Source organism: Saccharothrix hoggarensis, from assembly GCF_052936025.1.
The window spans coordinates 1,657,134-1,680,368 of record NZ_CP193624.1 but is presented as its reverse complement, the minus strand read 5'-3'; the positions used below and the strand labels follow the sequence as shown (position 1 = coordinate 1,680,368).

Annotated in this window: 24 protein-coding genes; 18 read left to right on the top strand and 6 right to left on the bottom strand. The window is 72.2% G+C overall.

The features are described 5' to 3' along the window. Positions 1–11: 11 nt before the first annotated feature. The gene (locus ACRAKH_RS08255; RefSeq protein WP_380719915.1) at positions 12–959 is read right to left on the bottom strand and encodes a TAXI family TRAP transporter solute-binding subunit; all 948 of its coding nucleotides are present in this window, start codon (positions 957–959) and stop codon (positions 12–14) included. Between the two features lie 57 nt (positions 960–1,016). Between ACRAKH_RS08255 and miaB the strand changes: the two genes are divergently transcribed. The 3 genes from miaB to ACRAKH_RS08240 are packed head-to-tail and all read left to right on the top strand — an operon-like array spanning position 1,017 to position 3,607. Beyond that, complete coding sequence (gene miaB / locus ACRAKH_RS08250; protein ID WP_380719916.1) at positions 1,017–2,486, top strand: tRNA (N6-isopentenyl adenosine(37)-C2)-methylthiotransferase MiaB; 1,470 nt, start codon at positions 1,017–1,019, stop codon at positions 2,484–2,486. A gap of 49 nt (positions 2,487–2,535) precedes the next feature. Continuing rightward, positions 2,536–3,009 (top strand): Rv2732c family membrane protein, encoded by a 474-nt coding sequence (locus tag ACRAKH_RS08245; RefSeq protein ID WP_380719917.1) that lies wholly within the window; start codon positions 2,536–2,538, stop codon positions 3,007–3,009. Between the two features lie 13 nt (positions 3,010–3,022). After that, positions 3,023–3,607 carry a GNAT family N-acetyltransferase gene (locus ACRAKH_RS08240; RefSeq protein WP_380719918.1) on the top strand — a complete coding sequence of 195 codons (585 nt, stop codon included), beginning with the start codon at positions 3,023–3,025 and terminating at the stop codon, positions 3,605–3,607. A 30-nt stretch (positions 3,608–3,637) separates the two neighbouring features. On the opposite strand, the gene ACRAKH_RS08235 is transcribed toward ACRAKH_RS08240, so the two are convergent. Next, positions 3,638–4,972: a DUF349 domain-containing protein gene (locus ACRAKH_RS08235; protein ID WP_380719921.1), complete on the bottom strand. Its 1,335-nt coding sequence runs from the start codon at positions 4,970–4,972 to the stop codon at positions 3,638–3,640. A gap of 184 nt (positions 4,973–5,156) precedes the next feature. Here ACRAKH_RS08235 and ACRAKH_RS08230 point away from each other — a divergent pair, with 184 nt between their 5' ends. The 3 genes from ACRAKH_RS08230 to dapF are packed head-to-tail and all read left to right on the top strand — an operon-like array spanning position 5,157 to position 7,560. Continuing rightward, positions 5,157–5,840, top strand: a complete 684-nt coding sequence (locus ACRAKH_RS08230) for a hypothetical protein (protein ID WP_447009720.1) — start codon at positions 5,157–5,159, stop codon at positions 5,838–5,840. 3 nt (positions 5,841–5,843) lie between these two features. Continuing rightward, on the top strand, positions 5,844–6,749 hold the full coding sequence (gene miaA, locus ACRAKH_RS08225) for a tRNA (adenosine(37)-N6)-dimethylallyltransferase MiaA (RefSeq protein WP_380729175.1): 906 nt from the start codon (positions 5,844–5,846) through the stop codon (positions 6,747–6,749). Positions 6,750–6,759: 10 nt separating this feature from the next. Continuing rightward, positions 6,760–7,560 (top strand): diaminopimelate epimerase, encoded by an 801-nt coding sequence (gene dapF, locus ACRAKH_RS08220; protein WP_380729173.1) that lies wholly within the window; start codon positions 6,760–6,762, stop codon positions 7,558–7,560. Here the strand turns inward: dapF and ACRAKH_RS08215 are convergent. The 3 genes from ACRAKH_RS08215 to ACRAKH_RS08205 are packed head-to-tail and all read right to left on the bottom strand — an operon-like array spanning position 7,557 to position 10,840. Next, positions 7,557–8,417, bottom strand: a complete 861-nt coding sequence (locus ACRAKH_RS08215) for an SMP-30/gluconolactonase/LRE family protein (RefSeq protein ID WP_380729171.1) — start codon at positions 8,415–8,417, stop codon at positions 7,557–7,559. The two genes, dapF and ACRAKH_RS08215, sit on opposite strands and share 4 nt — an antisense overlap. Next, complete coding sequence (locus tag ACRAKH_RS08210) at positions 8,410–9,639, bottom strand: MFS transporter (protein WP_380729170.1); 1,230 nt, start codon at positions 9,637–9,639, stop codon at positions 8,410–8,412. The genes ACRAKH_RS08215 and ACRAKH_RS08210 overlap by 8 nt, the downstream gene beginning before the upstream one ends. After that, positions 9,623–10,840 carry an MFS transporter gene (locus ACRAKH_RS08205; protein WP_380729168.1) on the bottom strand — a complete coding sequence of 406 codons (1,218 nt, stop codon included), beginning with the start codon at positions 10,838–10,840 and terminating at the stop codon, positions 9,623–9,625. Before ACRAKH_RS08205 ends, ACRAKH_RS08210 begins: the two co-directional genes overlap by 17 nt. A gap of 63 nt (positions 10,841–10,903) precedes the next feature. Here ACRAKH_RS08205 and ACRAKH_RS08200 point away from each other — a divergent pair, with 63 nt between their 5' ends. The 3 genes from ACRAKH_RS08200 to ACRAKH_RS08190 are packed head-to-tail and all read left to right on the top strand — an operon-like array spanning position 10,904 to position 13,919. Next, positions 10,904–11,404 (top strand): ArsR/SmtB family transcription factor, encoded by a 501-nt coding sequence (locus ACRAKH_RS08200; protein WP_380729166.1) that lies wholly within the window; start codon positions 10,904–10,906, stop codon positions 11,402–11,404. Positions 11,405–11,446: 42 nt separating this feature from the next. After that, positions 11,447–12,892, top strand: a complete 1,446-nt coding sequence (gene hflX, locus ACRAKH_RS08195; RefSeq protein WP_380729164.1) for a GTPase HflX — start codon at positions 11,447–11,449, stop codon at positions 12,890–12,892. A 4-nt stretch (positions 12,893–12,896) separates the two neighbouring features. Beyond that, positions 12,897–13,919 carry a hypothetical protein gene (locus tag ACRAKH_RS08190; RefSeq protein WP_447009719.1) on the top strand — a complete coding sequence of 341 codons (1,023 nt, stop codon included), beginning with the start codon at positions 12,897–12,899 and terminating at the stop codon, positions 13,917–13,919. 40 nt (positions 13,920–13,959) lie between these two features. On the opposite strand, the gene lexA is transcribed toward ACRAKH_RS08190, so the two are convergent. Next, on the bottom strand, positions 13,960–14,661 hold the full coding sequence (lexA, locus tag ACRAKH_RS08185) for a transcriptional repressor LexA (protein WP_380724504.1): 702 nt from the start codon (positions 14,659–14,661) through the stop codon (positions 13,960–13,962). A 217-nt stretch (positions 14,662–14,878) separates the two neighbouring features. On the opposite strand from lexA, the gene ACRAKH_RS08180 reads away from it, so the two are divergent. The 9 genes from ACRAKH_RS08180 to ACRAKH_RS08140 all read left to right on the top strand — a co-directional run bounded on the left by ACRAKH_RS08180 (position 14,879) and on the right by ACRAKH_RS08140 (position 23,162). Beyond that, positions 14,879–15,376: a LysM peptidoglycan-binding domain-containing protein gene (locus ACRAKH_RS08180; RefSeq protein WP_380724505.1), complete on the top strand. Its 498-nt coding sequence runs from the start codon at positions 14,879–14,881 to the stop codon at positions 15,374–15,376. Positions 15,377–15,634: 258 nt separating this feature from the next. Further along, positions 15,635–16,102, top strand: a complete 468-nt coding sequence (gene nrdR, locus ACRAKH_RS08175) for a transcriptional regulator NrdR (protein WP_380724506.1) — start codon at positions 15,635–15,637, stop codon at positions 16,100–16,102. Between the two features lie 132 nt (positions 16,103–16,234). Next, on the top strand, positions 16,235–19,099 hold the full coding sequence (locus tag ACRAKH_RS08170) for a vitamin B12-dependent ribonucleotide reductase (RefSeq protein ID WP_380724507.1): 2,865 nt from the start codon (positions 16,235–16,237) through the stop codon (positions 19,097–19,099). Positions 19,100–19,256: 157 nt separating this feature from the next. Beyond that, on the top strand, positions 19,257–19,673 hold the full coding sequence (locus tag ACRAKH_RS08165) for a type II toxin-antitoxin system HicB family antitoxin (RefSeq protein WP_380724508.1): 417 nt from the start codon (positions 19,257–19,259) through the stop codon (positions 19,671–19,673). Continuing rightward, positions 19,670–20,098 (top strand): cytotoxic translational repressor of toxin-antitoxin stability system, encoded by a 429-nt coding sequence (locus ACRAKH_RS08160; protein WP_380724509.1) that lies wholly within the window; start codon positions 19,670–19,672, stop codon positions 20,096–20,098. Before ACRAKH_RS08165 ends, ACRAKH_RS08160 begins: the two co-directional genes overlap by 4 nt. A gap of 61 nt (positions 20,099–20,159) precedes the next feature. Further along, positions 20,160–21,134 (top strand): ADP-ribosylglycohydrolase family protein, encoded by a 975-nt coding sequence (locus ACRAKH_RS08155; protein WP_380724510.1) that lies wholly within the window; start codon positions 20,160–20,162, stop codon positions 21,132–21,134. Then, positions 21,131–21,703 (top strand): hypothetical protein, encoded by a 573-nt coding sequence (locus tag ACRAKH_RS08150; RefSeq protein WP_380724511.1) that lies wholly within the window; start codon positions 21,131–21,133, stop codon positions 21,701–21,703. The genes ACRAKH_RS08155 and ACRAKH_RS08150 overlap by 4 nt, the downstream gene beginning before the upstream one ends. Positions 21,704–21,714: 11 nt before the next feature. Beyond that, on the top strand, positions 21,715–22,542 hold the full coding sequence (locus ACRAKH_RS08145) for an ADP-ribosylglycohydrolase family protein (RefSeq protein WP_380724512.1): 828 nt from the start codon (positions 21,715–21,717) through the stop codon (positions 22,540–22,542). A gap of 29 nt (positions 22,543–22,571) precedes the next feature. Beyond that, on the top strand, positions 22,572–23,162 hold the full coding sequence (locus tag ACRAKH_RS08140) for a TetR/AcrR family transcriptional regulator (protein ID WP_380724513.1): 591 nt from the start codon (positions 22,572–22,574) through the stop codon (positions 23,160–23,162). Positions 23,163–23,235 lie beyond the last annotated feature (73 nt).

Here is a 23,235-nt window from a genome sequence, read left to right as displayed (position 1 = left end):
CGGCTCGCGACCTAGACCTTCACGTCGCGGTAGTAGCGCATCGCGCCGGGGTGCAGCTCGATCGGTGTCGTCTCGATCGCCGACCGGACCTCTATCGACCGGGCCACCGGGCTCGCCTCCACCAGCCGCGGCTGCGCCTGGAACAGGCCCCGCACCAGCGCCTCCGCCACGTCGTCCGGCATCGTGTCGTTGACCAGCAGGAAGTTGCGCACGACGAGCGTGACGACGGGGCCGCCCTCGAGCTGGTACGCCGACGCGGGCAGGGTCGCCGAGCCGTACACCGGGTACGCCTGGCGCAGCTTCGGCAGCACGTCGCCCAGGTCGAGCATCCGCAGCTTCACCGTCGTGGCGAGCGTGGTGACCGCGTCCGTCGGCACGCCCCCGGACCAGAAGAAGGCGTCCAGCCCGCCGTTGCGCATGGCGTCCGCGCTGGTCGGCAGGTCCAGGTACTCGACCGCGAGGTCCTCCCCCGGCGACATGCCCGCCGAGGTCAGGAGCCGTTCCGCGATCAGCCGCACGCCCGAGTCGCGCGCGCCGACGCTCACCCGCAGGCCCTTCAGCTCGGACAGCTTGGTCGCGGGCAGGTCGGCCCGCACCACCAGCTGGAGGTAGTCGTCGTGCATCCGGGCCAGCGCGAACAGCTTGTGCCCTGTGCTGCGCTTCTGCGCCTCCTCCGCCGCGTCGGCGGCCGAGAACCCGACCTGCGCCTGGTTGGCCCGCAGCCGGTCGAGGTTGTCCACCGACCCCGCCGTGTTCGCCACCTGCGGCCGCGGGATGCCGGGCTCCCGCGTCCACGCGTCCGCCAGCGCCATGCTCAACTTGTGGTAGACCCCGCCGGGGCTGCCGGCCGCCATGGTCAACTTCACGTGGTCAAGGTCGTCGCCGCACGCGGTCAACGACAGGGTGGCCAGGGCCAAGGCGGCCCCGACCGCGTGCAAGCGCAGCAGCGTTCCCGACACCTGCGCATCGTCGCACGTCCAAGCACTACCCTGGACCCGACGGAAGGACTAGGTGCAGTGACTCGCAGTTACCAGATCCGCACGTTCGGCTGCCAGATGAACGTGCACGACTCCGAGCGCCTGGCCGGCATGTTGGAGGACGCGGGCTACACGCCCGCCGAGGGCGACGTGGCGCCGGACGTGGTGGTCTTCAACACGTGCGCCGTCCGCGAGAACGCCGACAACAAGCTCTACGGCACGCTCGGCCACCTCGCGCCCGCCAAGTCCGCGAACCCCGACATGCAGATCGCCGTCGGCGGCTGCCTCGCCCAGAAGGACCAGGGCGAGATCGTCAAGCGCGCGCCGTGGGTGGACGTCGTCTTCGGCACCCACAACATCGGCTCGCTGCCCGTGCTGCTCGAACGCGCCCGGCACAACCGCGAGGCCCAGGTCGAGATCCTCGACTCGCTGGAGACCTTCCCGTCCACGCTGCCCGCCCGCCGCGACTCGGCCTACTCGGGCTGGGTGTCGGTGTCGGTCGGCTGCAACAACACGTGCACGTTCTGCATCGTCCCGTCGCTGCGCGGCAAGGAGAAGGACCGCCGCCCCGGCGAGGTGCTGGCCGAGGTGCGGGCGCTGGTCGACGAGGGCGTGCTGGAGGTGACGCTGCTCGGGCAGAACGTCAACTCCTACGGCGTCGAGTTCGGCGACCGGTTCGCGTTCGGCAAGCTGCTGCGCGCCACCGGCGGCATCGAGGGGCTGGAGCGGGTCCGCTTCACGTCGCCGCACCCGAAGGACTTCACCTCCGACGTGATCGCCGCGATGGCGGAGACGCCCGCGGTGTGCCACCAGCTGCACATGCCGCTGCAGTCGGGCTCGGACCGCGTGCTGAAGGAGATGCGCCGCTCGTACCGGACCGCGAAGTACCTGTCCATCCTGGACGAGGTGCGCGCGGCCATGCCGGACGCGGCCATCACCACGGACATCATCGTCGGCTTCCCCGGTGAGACCGAGGAGGACTTCCAGGCCACGTTGGACGTCGTCCGCGAGGCCCGGTTCTCCTCCGCGTTCACCTTCCAGTACTCCAAGCGGCCCGGCACGCCGGCCGCCGAGCTGCCCGGCCAGCTGCCCAAGGCGGTCGTGCAGGAGCGGTACGACCGGCTGGTCGCGCTGGTCAACGAGGTGGCCTACGAGCTGAACCTGGAGCAGGTCGGCCGCACGGTGGAGCTGCTGGTCGCCTCCGGGGAGGGCCGCAAGGACGCCGAGACGCACCGGATGACCGGCCGCGCCCGCGACGGCCGCCTGGTGCACTTCACGCCCGGCGACGCGCACGTGCGCCCCGGCGACGTGGTGGAGACCGTGGTGACGTACGCGGCGCCGCACAACCTGATCGCGGACGGCCCGCTGCTGTCGCACCGCCGCACCAAGGCGGGTGACCGGTCCGAGGCCGGGCTGAAGCCGAAGACGCCGGGCGTGACGCTGGGGCTGCCGTCGTTCGGCAAGCCCGCGCCGCTGCCCGCGGCCGTCGGCGGGTGCTCCGTCGGATGACCGGACGACGGTGGACTGCGAGCGGACGCCGATGAGCGGGCGGACGCCGATGAACGAGGAACCGGACGACGTGGCGGCGCTGCGCGAGGAGATCGACGACGTCGGCCGTTCGGCGGCCAAGCGCATCGACCCCGGCGCGGGCGCGTTGACGATCGCGGTGGCGGCCCTGGCGATCCTGGTGTCGCTGATCCTGCCGTGGGTGGACGGCGCCGTCGGGCTGACCGTGCTGTTCGGCGACGCCCCGGCGTTGCCGAAGGTGTTCGCCTTCCTCGCGGTGGGCGCCGGGGTGCTGCTGCCCGCGGTGACGCTCGCCGTGCGGCGGTGGGCGTTGGCGTGGGTGTGCGCGCTGGCGTCGTTCGCGGGGTCGGTGGCGGGCGTGCTGTCGATCTGGACCACGCAGACCACGACCGGCCACCACCCCGGTCCCGGTCCGGGCCTCGGCCTGGTCTTGGCCGTGGTCGCGGTCGTCGTGCTGCTCGTGAAGTGGCTGAGGCTCGCCGCGTCCCGGCCGCCCATGCAGTGAGTCGGAGCCGACGATGTCCGACCAGGCGCCCAAACCCCCGGTGTTCGACAACGCCGAGCTGCGGACGGTGCGGCTGACGCTGCGGCGGCCGGTGGCGTGCGACGTCGTCGCCGTGCACCTCATCCACCGCGACCCGCTGGCCCACGCGCACAACCCGTCGGACGCGCTGGACACGCACGAGCAGGCCGCCTGCCTGCTGGAGCGGTGGATGGAGCACTGGCGCGGCTTCGGCTTCGGCTACTGGGTGGTGCGCCCGCTCGGCTCCGAGCACCCGCTCGGGTTCTGCGGGGTGAAGTTCACCGAGCTGGACGGCCGGCGCGCGCTCAACCTGTTCTACCGGTTCGGCCCGGCGTCCTGGGGCCGCGGCATCGCGAGCGAGGCGGCGCGCGAGGTGGTGCGGTGGGCGCGCGAGAACCTGCCCGAGCACCCGGTCGTGGCCAGGGTGCGGCCGGCGAACACCGCGTCGCAGCGGGTGGCAATCAATGCCGGCCTGACCCGCGCCGCGCACCTCGACCGGCCCGGCGAGGACGGCCCGGACCTGCTGTTCACAGCGGGCTGGGCCCCTCCACCACCGGCGGAGGGGCCCGTCACCCACTAGCGGCCCGCGACCGCGGACGGCCGGCGGCCGCTAGCGGCTCGCGACCGCCTGCTCGGCGGCGGCCAGCCACTCGCGCCACTGCTTGGCCTGGGCCTCGGCCTGCTCGGCCCGGCGCTTGTCGCCCGCCGAACGCGCCTTCGCGGCCTGCGCCTCGAACTGCTCGACCCGCTCGCGGAACTGGGCCACGCGGGCCTCGGCCTCCGGGTCGGACTTGCGCCACTGGGCGTCGACCGCGCCGCGGACCCGCTCCTCGATCGCGCGGAGCTTGCCCTCCAGCTCGCGGACCCGCTCGCGCGGCACCTTGCCGATCGCGTCCCACCGCTCCTGGATCTTGTACAGCTGCTGGCGGGCAGCCTCCAGGTCCAGCGACGGGTCGATCCGCTCGGCTTCGGCGAGCAGCTCCTCCTTCAGCTTCGCGTTGGCCGCGAACTCGGCGTCACGCTCGCTGAACGCCTCGGAGCGCTTGGCGAAGAACGCGTCCTGGGCGGCGCGGAACCGCTGCCACAACGCGTCGTCGGCCTCCTTGGGCGCACGCCCGGCGGCCTTCCACTCGACCATCAGCTCCTTGTACCGGCCGGCCGTGGGGCCCCAGTCGTCGGAGTCGATGAGCTTCTCGGCCTCTTCGACCAGCTCCTGCTTGCGGTTCTTGGCCACGCCGCGCTGCCGGTCGAGGTCCGCGAAGTGCGAGCCGCGCCTGCGGTTGAACGCGTCGCGCGCCTTGGAGAACCGCCGCCACAGCTGCTCGTCGGTCTTGCGGTCGACCCCGCGGATGGTCTTCCACTCGTCGAGGATCTGCCGCAGGCGGTCGCCGGCCGCCTTCCACTGCGTCGACTCGTTGGCCAGGACCTCGGCCTCCTCGACCAGCTCCTGCTTGCGCGCCCCCGCCGCCGCGCGGGCCTCGTCCTTGGCGGCCTTGGCGGCCTCCATGCCCTCCTCCGCCTTGACCAGCACGTACTCGACGCGTGCGGCCAGGGCGGCGAGGTCACCGACCACCGCCGCGTCGGCCAGGCTCTCCTGGACGTGCTTCGCGCTGGTCAGGGCGTGCTTCGGGTCGCCCGCGCCGGAGGACAGCCGCGTCACCAGCAGCTCGACCTCGGTGCGGATGTCGTCGAACCGGCGCGCGAAGTGCGCCAGGCCCTCGGCGGGCTCGCCCGCCTGCCAGGAACCGACGACCCGCTCGCCGTCGGCCGTCTTGACGTAGACGGTGCCGTCCGCGTCCACGCGCCCCCAGCGGTCAGGGTGGTCCGACGCCACGGGGACCGGCGGTGGCGCCGCGACGGGCGTCGCTTCCACCTTGGTCTCCTCGACCACCGCCCCCGCACCACTGTCGCCAGTGGTTCCCGGTGTCGTCTCGTGCTCCGTCATCGCCGGCTTCCTCCTCGCCTGCCCACTTCGTGGTGCCCGTGCCGACCACGGGCGCCCCGCCTACGACGGGGCCCAGCACCCGAGTACCGCGACGCTCCCGAGAGTGCCCAGTACCTCGCGCGCATTCAAACAGGTCAAGGCTCGCATCGGTACCGGTGGTGGCCGATGAGTAGCGTTGACTGCCATGATCTCGCGCTTGGCGGTCGTGCCGCACCCCCCGTTGCTGGTGCCCGAACTGGTCACCGGGGCCGGGTCGGACACCGAGCCGGTGCGCTCGGCGTGCCTGGCCGCCGCACGGGACCTCGCCGCGTGCTCCGCGGAGTGGGTGGCGGTCGGCGTCGACCCGTCCGGGCCTCGGGTGGTCGAGGACGCGGCGGGCACGTTCCGCGGCTTCGGGGTGGACGTCCCGGTGTCGCTGTCGGAGGGCGCGACCACCGCGGACGACGAGCTGCCGCTCCCGGCGCTGGTCGCGGCGTGGCTGCGGGAACGCGCCGGCGCGCGGAGCGTGCGCGTGCACCTCGTGCCGCCGGACCTGCCCGCGGCGGACTGCGTCGCGCTGGGCGAACGGCTCGCGGGCGTGCCGGCGCTGCTGGTGCTCGGCGACGGGTCGCACCGGCACGGCGAGCAGGCCGTGGGACGCCCGGACGAGCGCGCCGGGCCGTTCGACGAGGGCGTGCGCGCGGCGCTGGCGGCGGCCGACAGGGACGCGCTGCGGGTGCTCGACCCGGCGCTGGCGGCCGAGCTGGGCGCGTCGGGGCGGGCCGCGTGGCAGGTGGCCGCGGGCGTCCCCGGCGCCTGGCGGTGCGCCCGGTCGTCGTTCCTCGCCCCCTTCGGCGTCGGCTACCACGTCGCCGTCTGGGAGGCTTGAGCCGTGAGCACCACTCCCGTCGCCGTCGTCGGCCCCACCGCCACCGGAAAGTCCGACCTCGCCGTGCGGCTGGCCGCCGCGCTGGGCGGCGAGGTCGTCAACGCGGACGCGATGCAGCTCTACCGGGGCATGGACATCGGCACGGCCAAGGTCACCGAGGACGAGCGGCAGGGCGTGCCGCACCACCTGCTCGACGTGCTGGAGGTGACGGACACCGCGTCCGTGGCCGCCTACCAGCGCGACGCGCGGGCCGTGGTGGAGAAGCTGCTGGCCGACGGCCGCACGCCGGTGCTGGTCGGCGGCTCGGGCCTGTACGTGCAGGCCGTGCTGGACGACCTGGTGTTCCCCGGCACGGACGAGAAGATCCGCGCGCAGCTGGAGCAGGAGCTGGCCGTGTTCGGCGCGGAGGTGCTGCACGGCAGGCTCGCCGAGCTGGACCCGGCGGCGGCACTGGCGATCCTGCCCAGCAACGGCCGGCGCGTGGTGCGGGCGCTGGAGGTCATCGAGCTGACCGGTCAGCCGTTCTCGGCGACGCTGCCCAAGCCGGGGCCGGCCCGGTACGGCACGGTGCTCGTCGGGCTGGACCGCGAGGTGTCCGAACTGGACCGGCGGGTGGACGAGCGGGTCGCGCGGATGTTCGAGGCCGGCCTGGTGGACGAGGTGCGCGCGCTGGAGGCCCGCGGGCTGCGCGACGGCCGCACGGCGTCCCGCGCGCTGGGCTACCAGCAGGTGCTGGCCGCGTTCGACGGCGAGTGCACGATCGAGGAGGCCGCGGCCACCACTGCCCAGGCTACCCGCCGGTTCGTGCGCAAGCAGCGGTCCTGGTTCCGGCGCGACCAGCGGGTGACGTGGTTCGACGCGGGCTCCCCCAGCCTGGCCGAGGACGTGCTCAAGCTGGTCGCACCGTAGCCTGGTGCCCGTGGGAGTCGAGTTTCTGAAGGGCCACGGCACCGAGAACGACTTCGTGGTGCTGCCCGATCCGGACGGCGTGCTGGACCTGACCGAGTCACGCGTGCGCGCGTTGTGCGACCGGCGGCGCGGCCTGGGCGCGGACGGCGTGCTGCGGGTCGTGCGGCCCGACTTCGGCCCGTGGTTCATGGACTACCGCAACGCGGACGGCTCGATCGCCGAGATGTGCGGCAACGGGGTGCGCGTGTTCGCCCGGTACCTGGTGGAGGCCGACCTCGTGCCCGCCGGGGAGTTCACCGTCGGCACGCGTGCCGGTGAGCGGCACGTCATCGCGCACGACGACGGCACGGTCACCGTGGACATGGGGCGCGCGCTGGTCACCGGCACCGGCACCGCCACGGTCGGCGGCACCGCGTTCGCCGGGGTCGCGGTGGACGTCGGCAACCCCCACCTGGCGTGCGTGACCGAGACCCCTGTCGCGGAACTCGACCTCAAGCTGCCGCCCGGCCACGACCCGGTGCTGTTCCCGCACGGCGTGAACGTCGAGTTCATCAACGTGCTGGACGACGGCGCCCTGCGGATGCGCGTGCACGAGCGCGGCGTGGGCGAGACCCGCTCGTGCGGCACGGGCACGGTGGCCGCGGTGGCGTCGTGGCTGTACGGGAGCGGTCGACGCACCGGCAAGGCCACTGTGGACGTCCTGGGTGGACAGGTGTCCGTGGTGATCGAGGAGGAGACCTCCACGCTCACCGGCCCGGCCGTGCTGCTGGCGCGCGGCGAACTCGACCAGGCCTGGTGGGACGCGCTCTAGAGGTCGAAGACCTCCAGCTTGCCCAACCGCGCCCCGGACACCACCTCGGGCTGCGAGGTCGGCGCGGTGCAGCAGACCAGCTTGTCGTCCACGATGGCGACGGCGAAGCAGATCTGGCTGGTCTCCACCTTCCGGGTGACCTCGCCGCCCTCCTCCACCCGGAACGCGAACGGCTGGAGCGCGGGCGCGACCCACACGCCGCCGTCGGCGTCCACCGCGATGCCGTCCGGTGCGATGAAGTGCTCGCGCAGCTCCGCGAACACGCGCCGGTCGGACAGCGTGCCGTCGTCGGCCACGTCGAACACCGTCAGCCCGAACGCCAGCGTCTCGGCGATCACCAGCCGCCCGTCCGGCAGCAGCCCGGTGCCGTTCGGGAACTTCAGGTCCTCGGCCGCCACCTCCACCGACCCGTCCGGCCTGACCAGCGCCAACGGCGTGCCGGGCGCGACCCAGCCCGGTTCCAGCATCGGCGCCTCGCCGCCCGCCGCGATGGCCGCGTGCAGGTCGAAGCCGAAGTTGCCGACGTACGCGCGGCCCTGCGCGTCGACCAGCATGTCGTTGGCGTGGAAGGTGGCGATCCCGTTCAGGTCGGCGTGCTCGACCAACGCGCCGCCGTCCTCCAGCCGCAGCACCTTGCGGTCCCGCATCGAGACCACGAGCAGCCGCCCGTCCGGCAGCCAGCCCAGCCCCGACGGCTGCCCCGGCACCTCGCAGACGACCTCCTGCTCCCCCGTGGCCAGGTCGAGCACCCGCACCTCGTGGTCGTAGAAGTCGGAGTAGTACAGCCGCCCGTCGGGCCCCTGACGAGGCCCTTCGCCGAACCGGAGGCCGTCGCGGAGCACGGTGGTGTCAGCCATGCCGGTCGACCGTAGTGATCGCCGGGACGTCCCGCATCGCCCGCAGCGGTGACAGGAGCACCCAGACGACGGACACGACCATCCCGGCCGACGCGACCCACAGCGTGTTCCGGACCCCGACCCACTCCGCCAGCGCACCGCCCAGCACCGCGCCCACCGGCATCGCGCCCCACGTCAGGAACCGGATGCCGGCGTTCATCCGGCCCAAGAGCCGGTCCGGGCACAACGCCTGCCGCAGGCTGACCTGGGCGACGTTGTAGAGCACGATGCCCGCGGACGTGACCAGCGTGCCGACCGCGAACAACGCCACCCGCCACCCCGGCCCGGCCAACGGCACCAGCACCCACGCCGGCTGCGTGACCAGCAACGACAGCCACACCAGCCGCACCTGCCCGAGCCGTGCCAGCCGACCGGCCACCAAGCCCGCCAGCACGCCCCCCGCGCTGCCCACCCCCAGCAGCACCGCGGCGGCCGTCGCCGACAACGCCAGGTCGCGCAGCAGGAACAGCACGTTGACCGCGCCCCACATGGCGTTGGTGAGGTTGAACCACGTCGTGCAGAACACCACCGGCCGCAACAAGGGGTGCCCGAACACGAACCGGAGCCCTTCGGCCATGTCCGCCCGCAGCGCGCGCTTGCGCGGCTCCACCGTCCGTTCAGCCGCACGGACACCACGCAGCAGCAGCGCCGAGGCCAGGAACGAGGCGGTGATGGCCAGGACGGCGTTCGCACTGCCCAGGAACTGCACCAGCGGCCCGCTCACCGGCCTGCCGGACAGCCGCGCCACCTGCTGCGTCGACACCAGCCGCCCGTTCGCGCCGGTCAACCCGTCCCGCTCGACCAACGTCGGCAGGTACGCCTGCGACGCGACCTCGAAGAACACCGTCAGCACACCGGCGCCCAGCGCGGCCACCACCAGGTGCCAGAACGTCAACGCGTCCAGCCACGCCGCGACCGGCACCGTGGCCAGCACCGACGCCCGCCCCACCGCGCTCCACACCAGCACGGGCCGCTTGCGCACCCGGTCCACGTAGGCGCCCACCGGCAACCCGATCACCAGGAACGCGGCCGTGCCCGCCGCGGTCAGCAGCCCCACCTGGAACGCCGACGCGTCCAGCGCCTCGATCGCCACCACCGGCAGCACGAACGTGTAGACCGCGATGCCGAACTGGTTGACCGCGTCGCTGCCCCAGAACAGCCGGAAGTCACGCGGTAACGGCATCCGGCTTCCTCAACGGCGACAGCACGACCCACAGCACGGACGCCGCCTGCAACCCCATGCCCACCGCCAGCGTGGCCGTGACCCCGATACCGCCGCCGAGCACGCCGCCGACCAGGGCGCCGAGCGGCATCGAGCCCCACACCACGAACCTGATGCTCGCGTTCATCCGGCCCAGCAGGTGGTCCGGGCAGATGGACTGCCGGTAGCTGACCTGGGCGATGTTGTAGACCGTCGCCCCGTACGCCACCGCGGCCTCGCCGATGAGCACGAACACGATCCGCCAGTCCGCCGCGCCGAGCGGGACGAGCACCCCGAGCGGCCACGTGACCAGGCCGGACAGCCAGATGACCTTGGTCTGGCCGAAGCGCGCGTTCCACCGGTTCACGGTCAACGCGCCCAGCACGCCGCCGATGCCCGCCGTGCTGAGCACCAGGCCCACCACGCCCTCGGACAGGCCCAGGTCGCGGACCAGGAACAGCACCAGCACGGCCGCCGCCATGCCGCCGAAGAAGTTCGCGGTGCCCGTGCAGCCGACGATCGCGCGCAGCGACCGGTGCCCGAACACGAACCGCAGTCCCTCGGCGATCTCGTGCGCCAAGCCGGGCTTGTCCGGCTGCCGCGGCGGCGGCTCCACCGTGCGGATGCGCAGCAGGAACAACGCCGAGGCCAGGTAGCCGACGGCGGTGGCGAACACGCCCATGGCCGCGCCGATCAGCTGCGCCACCCCGCCGGCCGCGGCCGGGCCCGACACCTCCGCCACGGCCCGGCTGGCCTCCAGCTTCGAGTTGCCGTCGACCAGGTGTTCCCGGCCGACCAGGGCGGGCAGGTACGACTGGTAGGCGATGTCGAACATGACCGTGGCCGCCCCGACCAGCAGCGCGACCACGACGAGCTGGGCCAGCGTCAGCACGCCCAGCCACCACGCCAGCGGCACCGACAGCAGCAGCACGGCCCGGGTGAAGTCGGCCACCAGCATCACCGGGCGGCGGCTCAACCGGTCCACCCACACCCCGGCGGGCAGCCCGATCAGCAGGAACGCGGCCGTGCCCGCCGCCGAGAGCACGCCCATCTCGAACGGCGTGGCGGCCAGCGCGCCTACCGCGAGCAGCGGCAACACCGTGCGGCCGATCGTCGAGCCGAACTGGCTGATGGTGTCGCCTGCCCACAGCAGGCGGAAGTCGCGATGAGACCAGAGGGACACGGGAGGAGTCTCTCGGGAGTGATTGGAAACTGTCAATCACTCCGGTGGAGCAGGTCCTATGCTGTGCCGGTGGAGAGACGTCCGGCGACCGACGCCGAGGCCGCCGCCCTGGCCTCGGCCGTGCGGCTGCGCATCATCCGGCTCACGTACGACCGCGCGATGACCAACAAGGAGATCGCGGAACGGCTCGGCAAGGATCCGGCCACCACCCTCCACCACGTGCGCAAACTCGTCGCCACGGGCTTCCTGGAGGCCCAGGAGCCGCGCGCCGGCAACCGGGGCGCGCGGGAGATCCCGTACAGGTCGACGGGCCTGTCGTGGCACCTCGGCCGGGGCCGCAGCCCGTACCCCGAGCAGACCAACGAGGCCATGCTGGAGGCGTTCCTCGGCGAGGTCGCGGACGTCGGCCCGGCCGCCGTCGACCAGATCCGGTTGGTCGTCAGGGCGGACCCGGCGGAACTAAAACGCCGCCTCCGTTCGTTGTTCGTTGAGCTGGCAGCCGAGCCGGCCCACCCCGACGGGGAACGCGTGGCGATCTACCTGGCGCTCTACCCGGGCGATTAACCACTCGAACCGACGCGGGTGCCGTGGGACGATGAAGGGCAAATGACGGAAAACACGCACAACAGCAACGACTGGCTCGACCACGAGGACGAGCTGTCCACCGGTGACCTCGCGCTCGAGGAGCGCACCGCACTGCGCCGCGTCGCCGGGTTGTCCACCGAGCTCGAAGACGTCACCGAGGTCGAGTACCGGCAGCTCCGCCTGGAGCGCGTCGTGCTGGTCGGCGTGTGGACCGAGGGCACGGCGGCCGACTCGGAGGCGTCCCTGGCGGAACTGGCCCTGCTCGCCGAGACGGCGGGCTCGGAGGTGCTGGAAGGGCTCGTGCAGCGGCGCGACCGGCCCGACCCGGCCACCTACATCGGCTCCGGCAAGGTCCACGAGCTGCGCGACATCGTGATCGCGACCGGCGCGGACACGGTGATCTGCGACGGCGAGCTGTCCCCCGGCCAGCTGCGGCAGCTGGAGGAGAAGCTCAAGGTCAAGGTCGTCGACCGCACCGCGCTGATCCTCGACATCTTCGCCCAGCACGCGTCCACGCGCGAGGGCAAGGCGCAGGTCGAGATGGCCCAGCTCCAGTACCTCCTGCCGCGACTGCGCGGTTGGGGCGAGTCGCTGTCCCGGCAGGCCGGTGGTCGCGCCGGCGGCGGCAACGGCGGCGTGGGTCTGCGCGGTCCCGGTGAGACGAAGCTGGAGACCGACCGCAGGCGCATCCGCGCGCGCATCTCCAAGCTGCGCCGCGAGATCGCCGCGATGAGCGTCATCCGGGAGACCAAGCGGCACCGCCGCGTGGCCAACTCGGTGCCGAACGTCGCCATCGCGGGGTACACGAACGCGGGCAAGTCCAGCCTGCTCAACGCGCTGACCGGCGCGGGGGTGCTGGTGCAGGACGCCCTGTTCGCGACCCTCGACCCGACCACGCGGCGCACCGAGACGCCCGAGGGCCTGCCCTACACGTTGACGGACACGGTCGGCTTCGTGCGGCACCTGCCGCACCAGCTGGTCGAGGCGTTCCGCTCGACGCTGGAGGAGGTCGCCGACGCGGACCTGCTGGTCCACGTGGTCGACGGCTCCGACGCGATGCCGGAGAAGCAGGTCGTGGCCGTGCGCGAGGTGATCAGCGAGATCTCGTCGCGGCGGGACGACCCGATGCCGACCGAGCTGCTCGTGGTGAACAAGATCGACGCGGTGGGCGAGCTGGGCATGGCCCGCCTGCGCCACCTGTTCCCCACGGCCGTGTTCGTGTCCGCGCACACCGGTGAGGGCATCTCCGACCTGCGGGAACGCATCGCGGCCATGACGCCGCGGCCGGAGGTCGTGGTCGACGCGCTCGTGCCGTACGCGCGGGGCGAGCTCGTCGCGCGGGTGCACCGCGAGGGCGAGGTGCTCAAGGAGCGCCACACCGAGGAGGGCACCGAGCTGTCCGCGCGGGTCCGGCCGGACCTGGCGGGCGTGCTGGGCGAGTTCGCCGTGAACGGAAGCCGCGCCTGAGCCGGTGCGCGCGTTCCTGGTAGCCGCAGGGCTGTTGCTGACGGCCGGTTCCGCCTACGCGGAGCCGGCCGTCGTCGACGTGTGCGCGGTGACGGACCCGAGGCTGGAGGAGCTGTCCGGTCTCGCGTCGGACGGCGCCCAGTGGTTCGCGGTGAACGACAGCGACAACGGCCGGCTGCTGATCCAGGTGCTGGACCGGAATTGCGCGATCACCCGCACCATCACCACGCCGAACAATCCGTTCGACGTCGAAGACCTCGCCCTTGCTCCTGACGGAACCCTCTGGGCGGCGGACACCGGGGACAACGGCAAAACGCGGGAAACCGTGGCATTGCACGCGATCTCGCCCGACGGCACGGCCCGTTTGTACCGACTCACGTATCCTGACGGAAAGCACGACGCCGAAGCATTGTTGCTCGACGGCGCGGGCATTCCCCACATCATCACGAAGGAAACGATCGGCTCGCCCCTGGTGTACCGGCCGGTGTCCGGGCTGAACGAGGGCGCGCCCACGCCGATGGAGCAGGTCGCGAGGGTGCCGATCAGCGGGTCGTCCACGACCGGCGGGCCGTTGACGAACTCCGTGGTGACGCGCCTGGTCACGGGCGCCGCGATGGCGCGCGACGGCAAGGTGGCGGCGCTGCGGACGTACACGGACGCGTACCTGTTCCCCGTGCCCGACGGCGACCTGGCGCGGGCGCTGGAGTCCGACCCGGTGCGGGTGCCGCTGGCCGGGGAGCCGCAGGGCGAGGCCATCGCGTTCGACCCGGACGGCACGCTGCTGTCGGCGTCCGAGTTCGGCAACGGGGGCACGTCGTCCGCGCTGCGGGCGGTGACGGGCGCGTCGGCGCTGGCCGTGCCGCCCGCGCCCGCGACGACGGCCGAGGCCCCGGCGCGCGGCAACGACACGTCGGCCGCTCCCCCGGCCGCCGAGCCCCGGTCGCCGTGGCCGGTGGTGGCGGGCGGGGTGGGGGCGTTGCTGCTGGTGGCAGCGCTGGTCCGGGGGTCACGCCGCCGAAGGGCGTGAGCGGCCCGCGCCGCGGACCGCTCCCCCGTCCCGAAGGTGCTCAGAGCCTGCGCAGGACCGCCACGACCTTGCCCAGGATCGACGCCTCGTCGCCCTGGATCGGCTGGTAGGCCGGGTTCTGCGGCATCAGCCACACGTGCCCGTCGTCCTTGCGCTTGAACGTCTTCACGGTGGCCTCGCCGTCGATCATGGCGGCCACCACCTCGCCGTTGTCGGCCGTCGGCTGCTGCCGGACCACGACCCAGTCGCCGTCGGTGATGGCGGCGTCGACCATCGAGTCGCCCACGACCTTCAGCAGGAACACCTCGCCCTCGCCGACGATCTCGCGCGGCAGGGGGAAGACGTCCTCGATGGACTCCTCGGCCAGGATCGGCCCACCGGCCGCGATGCGGCCCAGCATGGGCACGTACGCGGGCGTCGGCTTGGACGCCGGGTCGAGGCCGGTCACGATCTCGGCGGGCAGCACGCCCACCGCGCGCGGCCGGTTGGGGTCGCGGCGCAGGTAGCCCTTCCGCTCCAGGGCGCGCAGCTGGTGGGCCACGGACGAGGTCGAGGTCAGGCCGACGGCCTCCCCGATCTCGCGCACGCTGGGCGGGTAGCCGAACCGGTCCAGCCAGTCGCGGATCACGTCGAGCACCTTGCGCTGGCGCAGGGTGAGCCCGGCGTTGCCCGCGATGTCCGCCGGTTCGGGCGCGGAGGGCACATCGGCGGTGCGCGGCTCTTCGTTGGTCTTGCGTGCCACGGTGCTTCCTCCTCACCGGTCCCGATTGCCCAGGCCGGCTCTCCGACGATCTTCAACAGTGGACGGTAGTCGGGTTCCGTGCCCAGATCAAACACCTGTTCGAAGTAATCCTCGGCGTGTCCTGGCGATTTTACCCGGCGAAGTGGTAGACATTCGCACGGACGTTCGATCGAACACAGGTTCGATCATGATCGGATGACCTGCGGTGGAGGGCAACATGGCGGTGGTCATTGGCACCCGGAACGGCTTCGAACTCGTGGACGGCGCCGGTGTCGAGGATGTCGCCCTCGGCCGCGGATTGCGACCCGGACCACGGGTCCTGCGGCGGTTCGAGGTGGCGGACAAGGACAACCGCCGCCCGTCGACCCGCCCCCGACCGGTCGCCGTGCGGCCGACCGCGCCCGAGGCGGTCGCCTGCGAGGTGCGGCCCGGCCGGCACCCCGTGCTCCAGTTCCTCGGATACGCAGCCGTCGCCGCCGCGTTCGCCGCGCTCCTGAGCCTCGCCTACCTGTACTCGACGGGCGCCACGTCCGTCCCCGAACGCACCAACGTCGTGCACGTCCAGGTGGGCGAGACGCTGTGGGACGTCGCCGAGCGCAGCGCGCCCGCGAGCGACCCGGAGGCCGTGGTGTCGCGCATCCGCGAGCTGAACGCCCTGCCGGGCTCCGACGTCACCCCCGGCCAGTCCCTGGTCGTCCCCGACGGCACCCCCTGACGCCCACTCCGCTCCCCCCGTCGAACCGCGCCGCCGCGACCTCCGCGAGCGCGGTTCGCGCGTTTCCGGAGCTCCTGCCCGATTCCCCCGTCCGAGTGACGGGACACGCTGCCTTCCGACTTGCAGCGCCGTAGGCCTTGGGCATAGGTTGACCCCTACATCTAGTGGTCACACCGTTGTAGTTAGTCCACAGGTTGGGGTTTTCCCCACGACGGAGGCTAACGCGATGGACGCTGCCCAGGGGAGGGGGAACCAGCCGTGCGATGCCCGTTCTGCCGGCACTCCGACTCGCGTGTCGTCGATTCCCGCGAGGTCGACGAGGGTCAGGTCATCCGCCGCCGCCGGTCGTGCACGGCCTGCGGCCGCCGCTTCACCACGGTCGAGGAGGCCGTGCTCGCGGTGGTCAAGCGCTCGGGTGTGACCGAGCCGTTCAGCCGCGACAAGGTCGTCGTCGGCGTGCGCCGCGCGTGCCAGGGCCGTCCCGTCGACGAGGACGCCCTCCAACAACTGGCGCAGCGCGTGGAGGAGTCGATCCGCTCCGGCGGCGTCGCCGAGATCCCCAGCCACGAGGTGGGCCTGGCCATCCTGGGCCCCCTCCGCGAGCTGGACGAGGTCGCGTACCTCCGCTTCGCGAGCGTCTACCGCTCCTTCTCGTCCGTCGAGGACTTCGAGAAGGAGATCGCCGATCTTCGCGACGCCCAGGGCGGCCGGCCGCGGGGCGACTAGCGCCCGTCGGCCGGCGCCCGCCGCCCCGACGAAGAACGAAGAACGAAGAACACCGCATCGACCGCCTCGGACGGGGAGCCCGGACGTGGTCGCCGCACCCACCCCACACATGTTGATCGAGAGGGACCTCGGATGACCGACACCGTTGGTGGCTCAAAGAAGACAGCCACCCGCAACGGCGCGGGCGACAAGACCGCCAAGCTGAAGGTGGAGCGCGTCTACACCACGGCCGGCAAGCACCCCTATGACGAGGTCACCTGGGAGCACCGCGACGTCGTCATGACGAACTGGCGCGACGGCTCGGTGAACTTCGAGCAGCGCGGCGTCGAGTTCCCCGACTTCTGGTCGGTCAACGCGACCAACATCGTCACCAGCAAGTACTTCCGCGGCGCGGTGGGCACGCCGCAGCGCGAGCACAGCCTCCGCCAGCTCATCGACCGCGTGGTGAAGACCTACGTCGAGGCGGGCGTCAAGCACGGCTACTTCGCCACCGACGAGGACGCCGAGATCTACGAGCACGAGCTGACCTGGATGCTGCTGCACCAGGTGTTCAGCTTCAACTCGCCGGTGTGGTTCAACGTGGGCACCAGCTCCCCGCAGCAGGTCAGCGCCTGCTTCATCCTGTCGGTCGACGACACGATGGAGTCGATCCTGAACTGGTACCGCGAGGAGGGCCTGATCTTCAAGGGCGGCTCGGGCGCGGGCCTGAACCTGTCGCGCATCCGGTCGTCCAAGGAGCTGCTGTCCTCCGGCGGCACGGCGTCCGGCCCGGTGTCGTTCATGCGCGGCGCGGACGCGTCGGCGGGCACCATCAAGTCCGGCGGCGCGACCCGTCGCGCGGCGAAGATGGTCGTGCTGGACGTCGACCACCCGGACGTCGAGGAGTTCATCCAGACGAAGGCGCGGGAAGAGGACAAGGTCCGCGCGCTGCGCGACGCCGGGTTCGACATGGACCTGGGCGGCAAGGACATCGTGTCCGTGCAGTACCAGAACGCCAACAACTCGATCCGCGTGTCCGACGAGTTCATGCACGCCTACGAGAACGGCGGGCAGTTCGGCCTGCGCGCCCGCCAGACCGGCGAGATCATCGAGCACGTCGACGCGAAGGACCTGTTCCGCAAGCTGGCGCAGGCCGCATGGGAGTGCGCCGACCCCGGCATCCAGTACGACGGCACGATCAACGACTGGCACACCACGCCGGAGTCGGGCCGCATCACGGCCTCCAACCCGTGCTCGGAGTACATGCACCTGGACAACTCCAGCTGCAACCTGGCGTCGTTGAACCTGATGAAGTTCCTGAAGGACGACGGCTCGTTCGACGCGGAGCTGTTCGCCAAGTCCGTCGAGATCATCATCACCGCGATGGACATCTCGATCTGCTTCGCGGACTTCCCGACCCCCGCGATCGGCGAGACGACCCGCGCGTTCCGCCAGCTCGGCATCGGCTACGCGAACCTGGGCGCGCTGCTCATGGCGACCGGCCACGCGTACGACTCCGAGGGCGGCCGCGCGCTGGCCGCCTCGATCACGTCCCTGATGCAGGCCGTGGCGTACAAGCGGTCGGCGGAGCTGGCGGGCATCGTCGGCCCGTACGAGGGCTACGCCCGCAACGCCGAGGGCCACCAGCGGGTCATCCGCAAGCACTCGGCCGCCAACGACATGCTGCGCACGTACCACGCGAACGACGCGGCGGTGCAGAAGGTCGCGACCAAGGCGTGGCAGGAGTGCCAGAAGATCGGCGCCCGCAACGGCTGGCGCAACGCGCAGGCCAGCGTGCTCGCGCCCACCGGCACCATCGGCCTGATGATGGACTGCGACACGACCGGCATCGAGCCGGACCTGGCGCTGGTGAAGTTCAAGAAGCTGGTCGGCGGCGGCTCGATGCAGATCGTCAACCAGACCGTGCCGCGCGCGCTGCGCGTCCTGGGCTACCAGGAGGAGCAGATCGAGGCGATCGTCGAGTACATCGGCGAGCACGGCCACGTGGTCGACGCCCCCGGTCTGAAGACCGAGCACTACGAGGTGTTCGACTGCGCGATGGGCGACCGGTCGATCGCGCCGATGGGCCACGTGCGGATGATGGCCGCGGTGCAGCCGTTCATCTCGGGCGCGATCTCGAAGACGGTCAACATGCCGGAGACGGCGACCGTCGAAGAGGTCGAGGAGATCTACTACCAGGGCTGGAAGCTGGGCCTGAAGGCGCTGGCGATCTACCGCGACAACTGCAAGGTCGGCCAGCCGCTGTCGGCGGGCAAGACGGCCAAGGCGGTCGGCTCGGGCTCGTCCACGTCCGCGGAGGCGAAGACCGAGACCGTCGTCGAGTACCGCCCGGTGCGCAAGCGGCTGCCGAAGAAGCGCCCGTCGCAGACGGTGTCGTTCACGGTCGGCGGCGCGGAGGGCTACCTGCACGCCGGCTCGTACCCGGACGACGGCCTCGGCGAGATCTTCGTCAAGCTCGGCAAGCAGGGCTCGACGCTGGCCGGTGTGATGGACGCGTTCTCCATGTCCATCTCGGTGGGTCTGCAGTACGGCATCCCGCTCGAGTTCTACGTCTCGAAGTTCCAGAACCTGCGCTTCGAGCCGGCGGGCATGACGGACGACCCGGACGTCCGCATCGCGACCAGCGTCCTGGACTACCTGTTCCGGCGGCTGGCGCTCGACTACCTGCCGTTCGAGAAGCGCGCGCAGCTCGGCATCTTCACCGCCGACGAGCGCACGGCGCAGGTGTCGTCGGACTACGGCAACGGCGACGTCGACCTGGAGGGCCTGCGCACGTCGGTCGACGCCGCCCCGCAGGCGAGCGCCACCCCGGCGCCCGCGGAGGAGAAGAAGCCCAAGCCGCAGGACATCAAGGTGGGCAGTTCCACGGAACTGCTCGAACTGCACCTGGGCAAGGCCGCGGACGCGCCGCTGTGCATGACGTGCGGCACGAAGATGCGCCCGGCGGGCTCGTGCTACCTGTGCGAGGGCTGCGGCTCGACCTCGGGTTGCAGCTGATCGCTCGACGTGCGGTGAAGTAGCCGGCGAGAGCCGGGGCGACGGTTGTCGCCCCGGCTCTTCCACGTCCGCTGGTCGCAGCTGGCCAAGTACGTCACGTACTTGACGTACTTGGGGTGGAGAGGCACGCTGGTGACGACCACTCTGGGAGGCCGGCATGCCCGCTGTTCACTACGACAGCTACACCGAGGCTCGCGCCCACCTGAAGGACTTGCTGGACGCCGCCGAGAAGGGTCGAGTCGCCACGGTGAGACGTGACTCGGCCACGACCGCCGTCGTGGACGTCAAGCGACTGCGCCACTTCCTCGCGTCGATCGTTCCGTCGCGCGCCCAGGTCGTCCCGGAGGCCGGCGGCTGGTCGGTGTTCATCCCGGGGCTGCCCGTGGCGGCCGATGGCGCGTCGTTCGACGAGGCGATCACCGAGATGGTCGACGCTCTGCGGGAGTACGCGGAAGACTGGCAGGAGCGCCTGCTCGACGCCCCGAACCACCGCGACAACTGGGGATTGGTGCAGTTGATCAGCTTGAGCGACGACGAGCAGCTGCGCGACTGGCTGGTCGGTGCCGCGCGGTGACGTCCTGGCCGCAGCCGACGCGCAAGGACCACGAGGCGTTCTGCCAGGTCGAGGAGTGGCGCCGAGTGCGCGACGCCGGCGGCCGGACCGGAACGCACCACGTCACCTACGAGCTCGATCTCGTCGACGGCAGGATCCTGCGCACCCGCGTCTCGCACCCGGTGGACCGCACCGGCTACGGGCAGAACATGTGGAAGCACATCCTGCGTGATCAGCTCGACGTCGACGAACCGACGTTCTGGTCGTGCGTGCAGGACGGCGTCAAACCCGCCCGCGGGACACCTGAGCCGCCGGCGGCCGCCCTGCCCGCCGACCTCGTGTTCCTGCTGATCTCGCGGGTCGGACTCGATGAGTCGGAGGTGGCCGGGATGAGCAAGGACGAGGCGATCGCCAGGCTCCAGCGCTACTGGACCGAAGGCCGTTGAGGCGTCGGACCGACCCCTATTTCACGCGCTTCGCGCGGTGGGTGGAACCTACGATGGCGCGGTGACGAGGGCGAGTGGGGCGTTGCTGGGGTTGGCCTACGGGGACGCGTTGGGCGCGCCCACCGAGTTCCTGACCGTGGCCGAGATCGAGCAGCGGTACGGCGTGGGTGGGCCTCGGGAGCTCGAGGGTGAGCCCGCCCTGGTCACGGACGACACGCAGATGACGTTGGCGGTCGCCCGGGCGTTGGTGGACGGTCGTGACCGGATCGCCGACGCGTTGCGCGACCACTTCGTGCGGTGGTGGGAGTCGCCCGACAACAATCGCGCCCCGGGCATGACGTGCTTGCAGGCGTGCGAGAAGCTGGCCGCCGGGCTGCCGTGGCGGGAGGCGACCGGGGCCTCGTCCAAGGGCTGCGGCGCGAACATGCGGGTCGCGCCGGTGGGGCTCGTGCCCGACCTGTCGGACGACGACCGCGCCGGGATCGCCCAGCTCCAGTCCGCCCTCACGCACGGCCACCCGACGGCGCTCGCGGCGAGCGAGCTGACGGCCTTCGCGGTGCACTGGCTGCGTGACGGCATGGCGGCGGGCGACCTCACGGCGGCGTTGCGGCAGCGGTGCGCGGAGCAGCGGACGACCTACCGCGAGGACTGGTTGGCCGACCTGTGGGCGCGTCCCGGCGTGTCCGACCCGGAGACCTTCATCGCCCGCGGGTGGGACGAGTGCGCGGCCGTGCTGGACACGCTCGCCGACGCCGAGCCGGACCGGGACGCGGACCCGTGCCTCGCGACGGGCGCCGGGTGGGTGGCGGAGGAGGCGCTGGCGACCGCGCTGCACTGCTTCCTGATGTTCCGGGACGAGCCGGTGTCGGCGCTGGCGCGGGCGGCGACGACGTCCGGCGACTCGGACTCGATCGCGTGCCTCACCGGCGCGTTCGCGGGCGCTGCGCACGGTCTCGAAGCGTGGCCGGAGGAGTGGGCGGAGCGGATCGAGCACGGCGACGAGCTCGCCGCGTTCGGTCGGAGGTGGGACCGGTGACGCACGCCCTGGCCGGCTACCGCGTGGTCGGGCGGGACGCGCGGGCGGACTGGCAGGACGCGGGGCTGCCGGAGGGCGACCTGGTGTCGATGAGCGGCTGCGTGACGACGGTCGTGCCGTCGACCGAGTGGGACGAGTGGTTCGGTGACCGGGAGTCCGCCGCGGTGGCCCGCGCCGGACGGGACGGGCTGCACGTGCTCGCGGTGGGGATCGACTCCCGCGACGTTGCCGCCGTGCTGGAGGACGTGGCCGACGGCGGGTGGGACGTGGCGGCGGGCAGCCTGCCGGAGCGGTTGGCCCGGACCGAACCGCTGCCCGACGGTGACGTGCTGGGCTTCGAGCTGGTCGGCTTCGACTCGGGCACCTGGCACACGTGGACGTGCCTCGGCGGTCTCGTGGGCGACGTGGGGCGGGCGACCGGCATCCGACCGGGGCGGTGGGGGTTGGTGCACGACGCGCATGACGCGCGGGTGGCGGCGGAGTGGCTGACGGCATCGGGTTCCGGTGACCCCAAGGTGTTCCTGTGGGTCGCGGTGAAGGTGGTCGACTGCGCCGGGGTCGGGGCCTAGGCTGCGCGGTGATGTCCTTCGACCGCGCACGACGATCTCTGGACGGGCTGTCCGTCGGCGACGCCCTGGGCGCGCAGTTCTTCGTCCCCGGCCGTTCCCGCACCCTCGACGTGGTGCCGGACGGGACGTGGCCGTGGACCGACGACACCGAGATGGCCTGCCTGCTGCTGGCCGAGCTGCGCGATCGCGGCGAGGTCGACCAGGACCGGCTGGCCGCGTCGTTCGCCGAGCACTGCGACCCGTACCGGGGTTACGGGCCTGGCGCCGTGGTGGTGCTGCACCGCATCCGGGACGGGGTGCCGTGGCGGGAGGCGGCGGCGACGGCCTACCGGGGCGAGGGGTCGTGCGGCAACGGGGCGGCCATGAGGGTCGCGCCGCTGGGCGCGTTCTTCGCCGACGACCTCGACGCCGTGGTGACGCAGGCGGTCCGCTCCGCCGAGGTCACGCACCTGCACCCCGAGGGGATCGCGGGCGCGGTGGCGGTGGCCGTCGCGGCGGCCGTGCCCGGAGCCGACGTGTTCGACGCCGTGCTGGACCACCTGGACGACGGGCAGGTGCGGCGCGGCGTGGCGGACGCGCGGCGGTTGCTCGGGCGTTCCACCGCCGAGGCCGCGTACGAGCTGGGCAACGGGTCGCGCTCGACCGCGCAGGACAGCGTGCCGTTCGTGCTCTGGGTCGTGGCCACGTACGCCGACGACTACCGCGCCGCCATCGGGGCGTGCGTGGAGGCGGGCGGTGACATGGACACGACGGCGGCGATGGTGGGCGGCATCCTGGCCTGCCGAGCGGAAGTCCCCCAGGACTGGCTCGACCGGCGCGAGCCCCTGCCTTTTGTATAGGTCGTTCCAAAACTGCTACCGTGGGACGCGTGCCCCGACCCAAGGCGTTCGACGAGGAGCAGGCCGTCGACGCGGCGATGCGCGCGTTCTGGGCGAACGGCTACGAGGCGACGTCCACCGAGGACCTCTGCCGGGCCACCGGACTCGGCCGCAGCAGCATCTACAACACGTTCACCAGCAAGCACGAGCTGTTCAAGCGCGCGCTCGTCCGCTACACGAACCTCATGACCACCAGCCAGCTGGCGCTCCTCGAAGACGAGACGCGGTCGCCGAGGGACCGGTTGCGCGACCTGTTCGACGCGATCGTCGCGGGCGAGGCGGAGCACCGGCGGGACGGCCGCGGGCTCGGCTGCCTCACCGTCAACACCACCGTCGAACTCGCCGCGCGGGACGCCGAGGCCGCCGACCTGCTGGCCCGTGACCAGCAACGCCGACTGGACGCGCTGACCGCCGTCATCCGGACCGGGCAGCGCGACGGCGACCTGGCGTCCACCCGGGAGCCCGCCGAGCTGGCCCGGTTCCTCAACGCGGTGATCGCGGGCATCCGGGTCGCCGGGCAGGGCGGGGCGGACGTCGCGGCGTTGGAAGCCATCGCCGCCACCGCGCTGGACGCCGTCTGAGACCTTCACCGGCACGAGCGGGACCACGCGTGCCCACATTTTGGACCGATCAATACACAACAGGAGCGCCGGA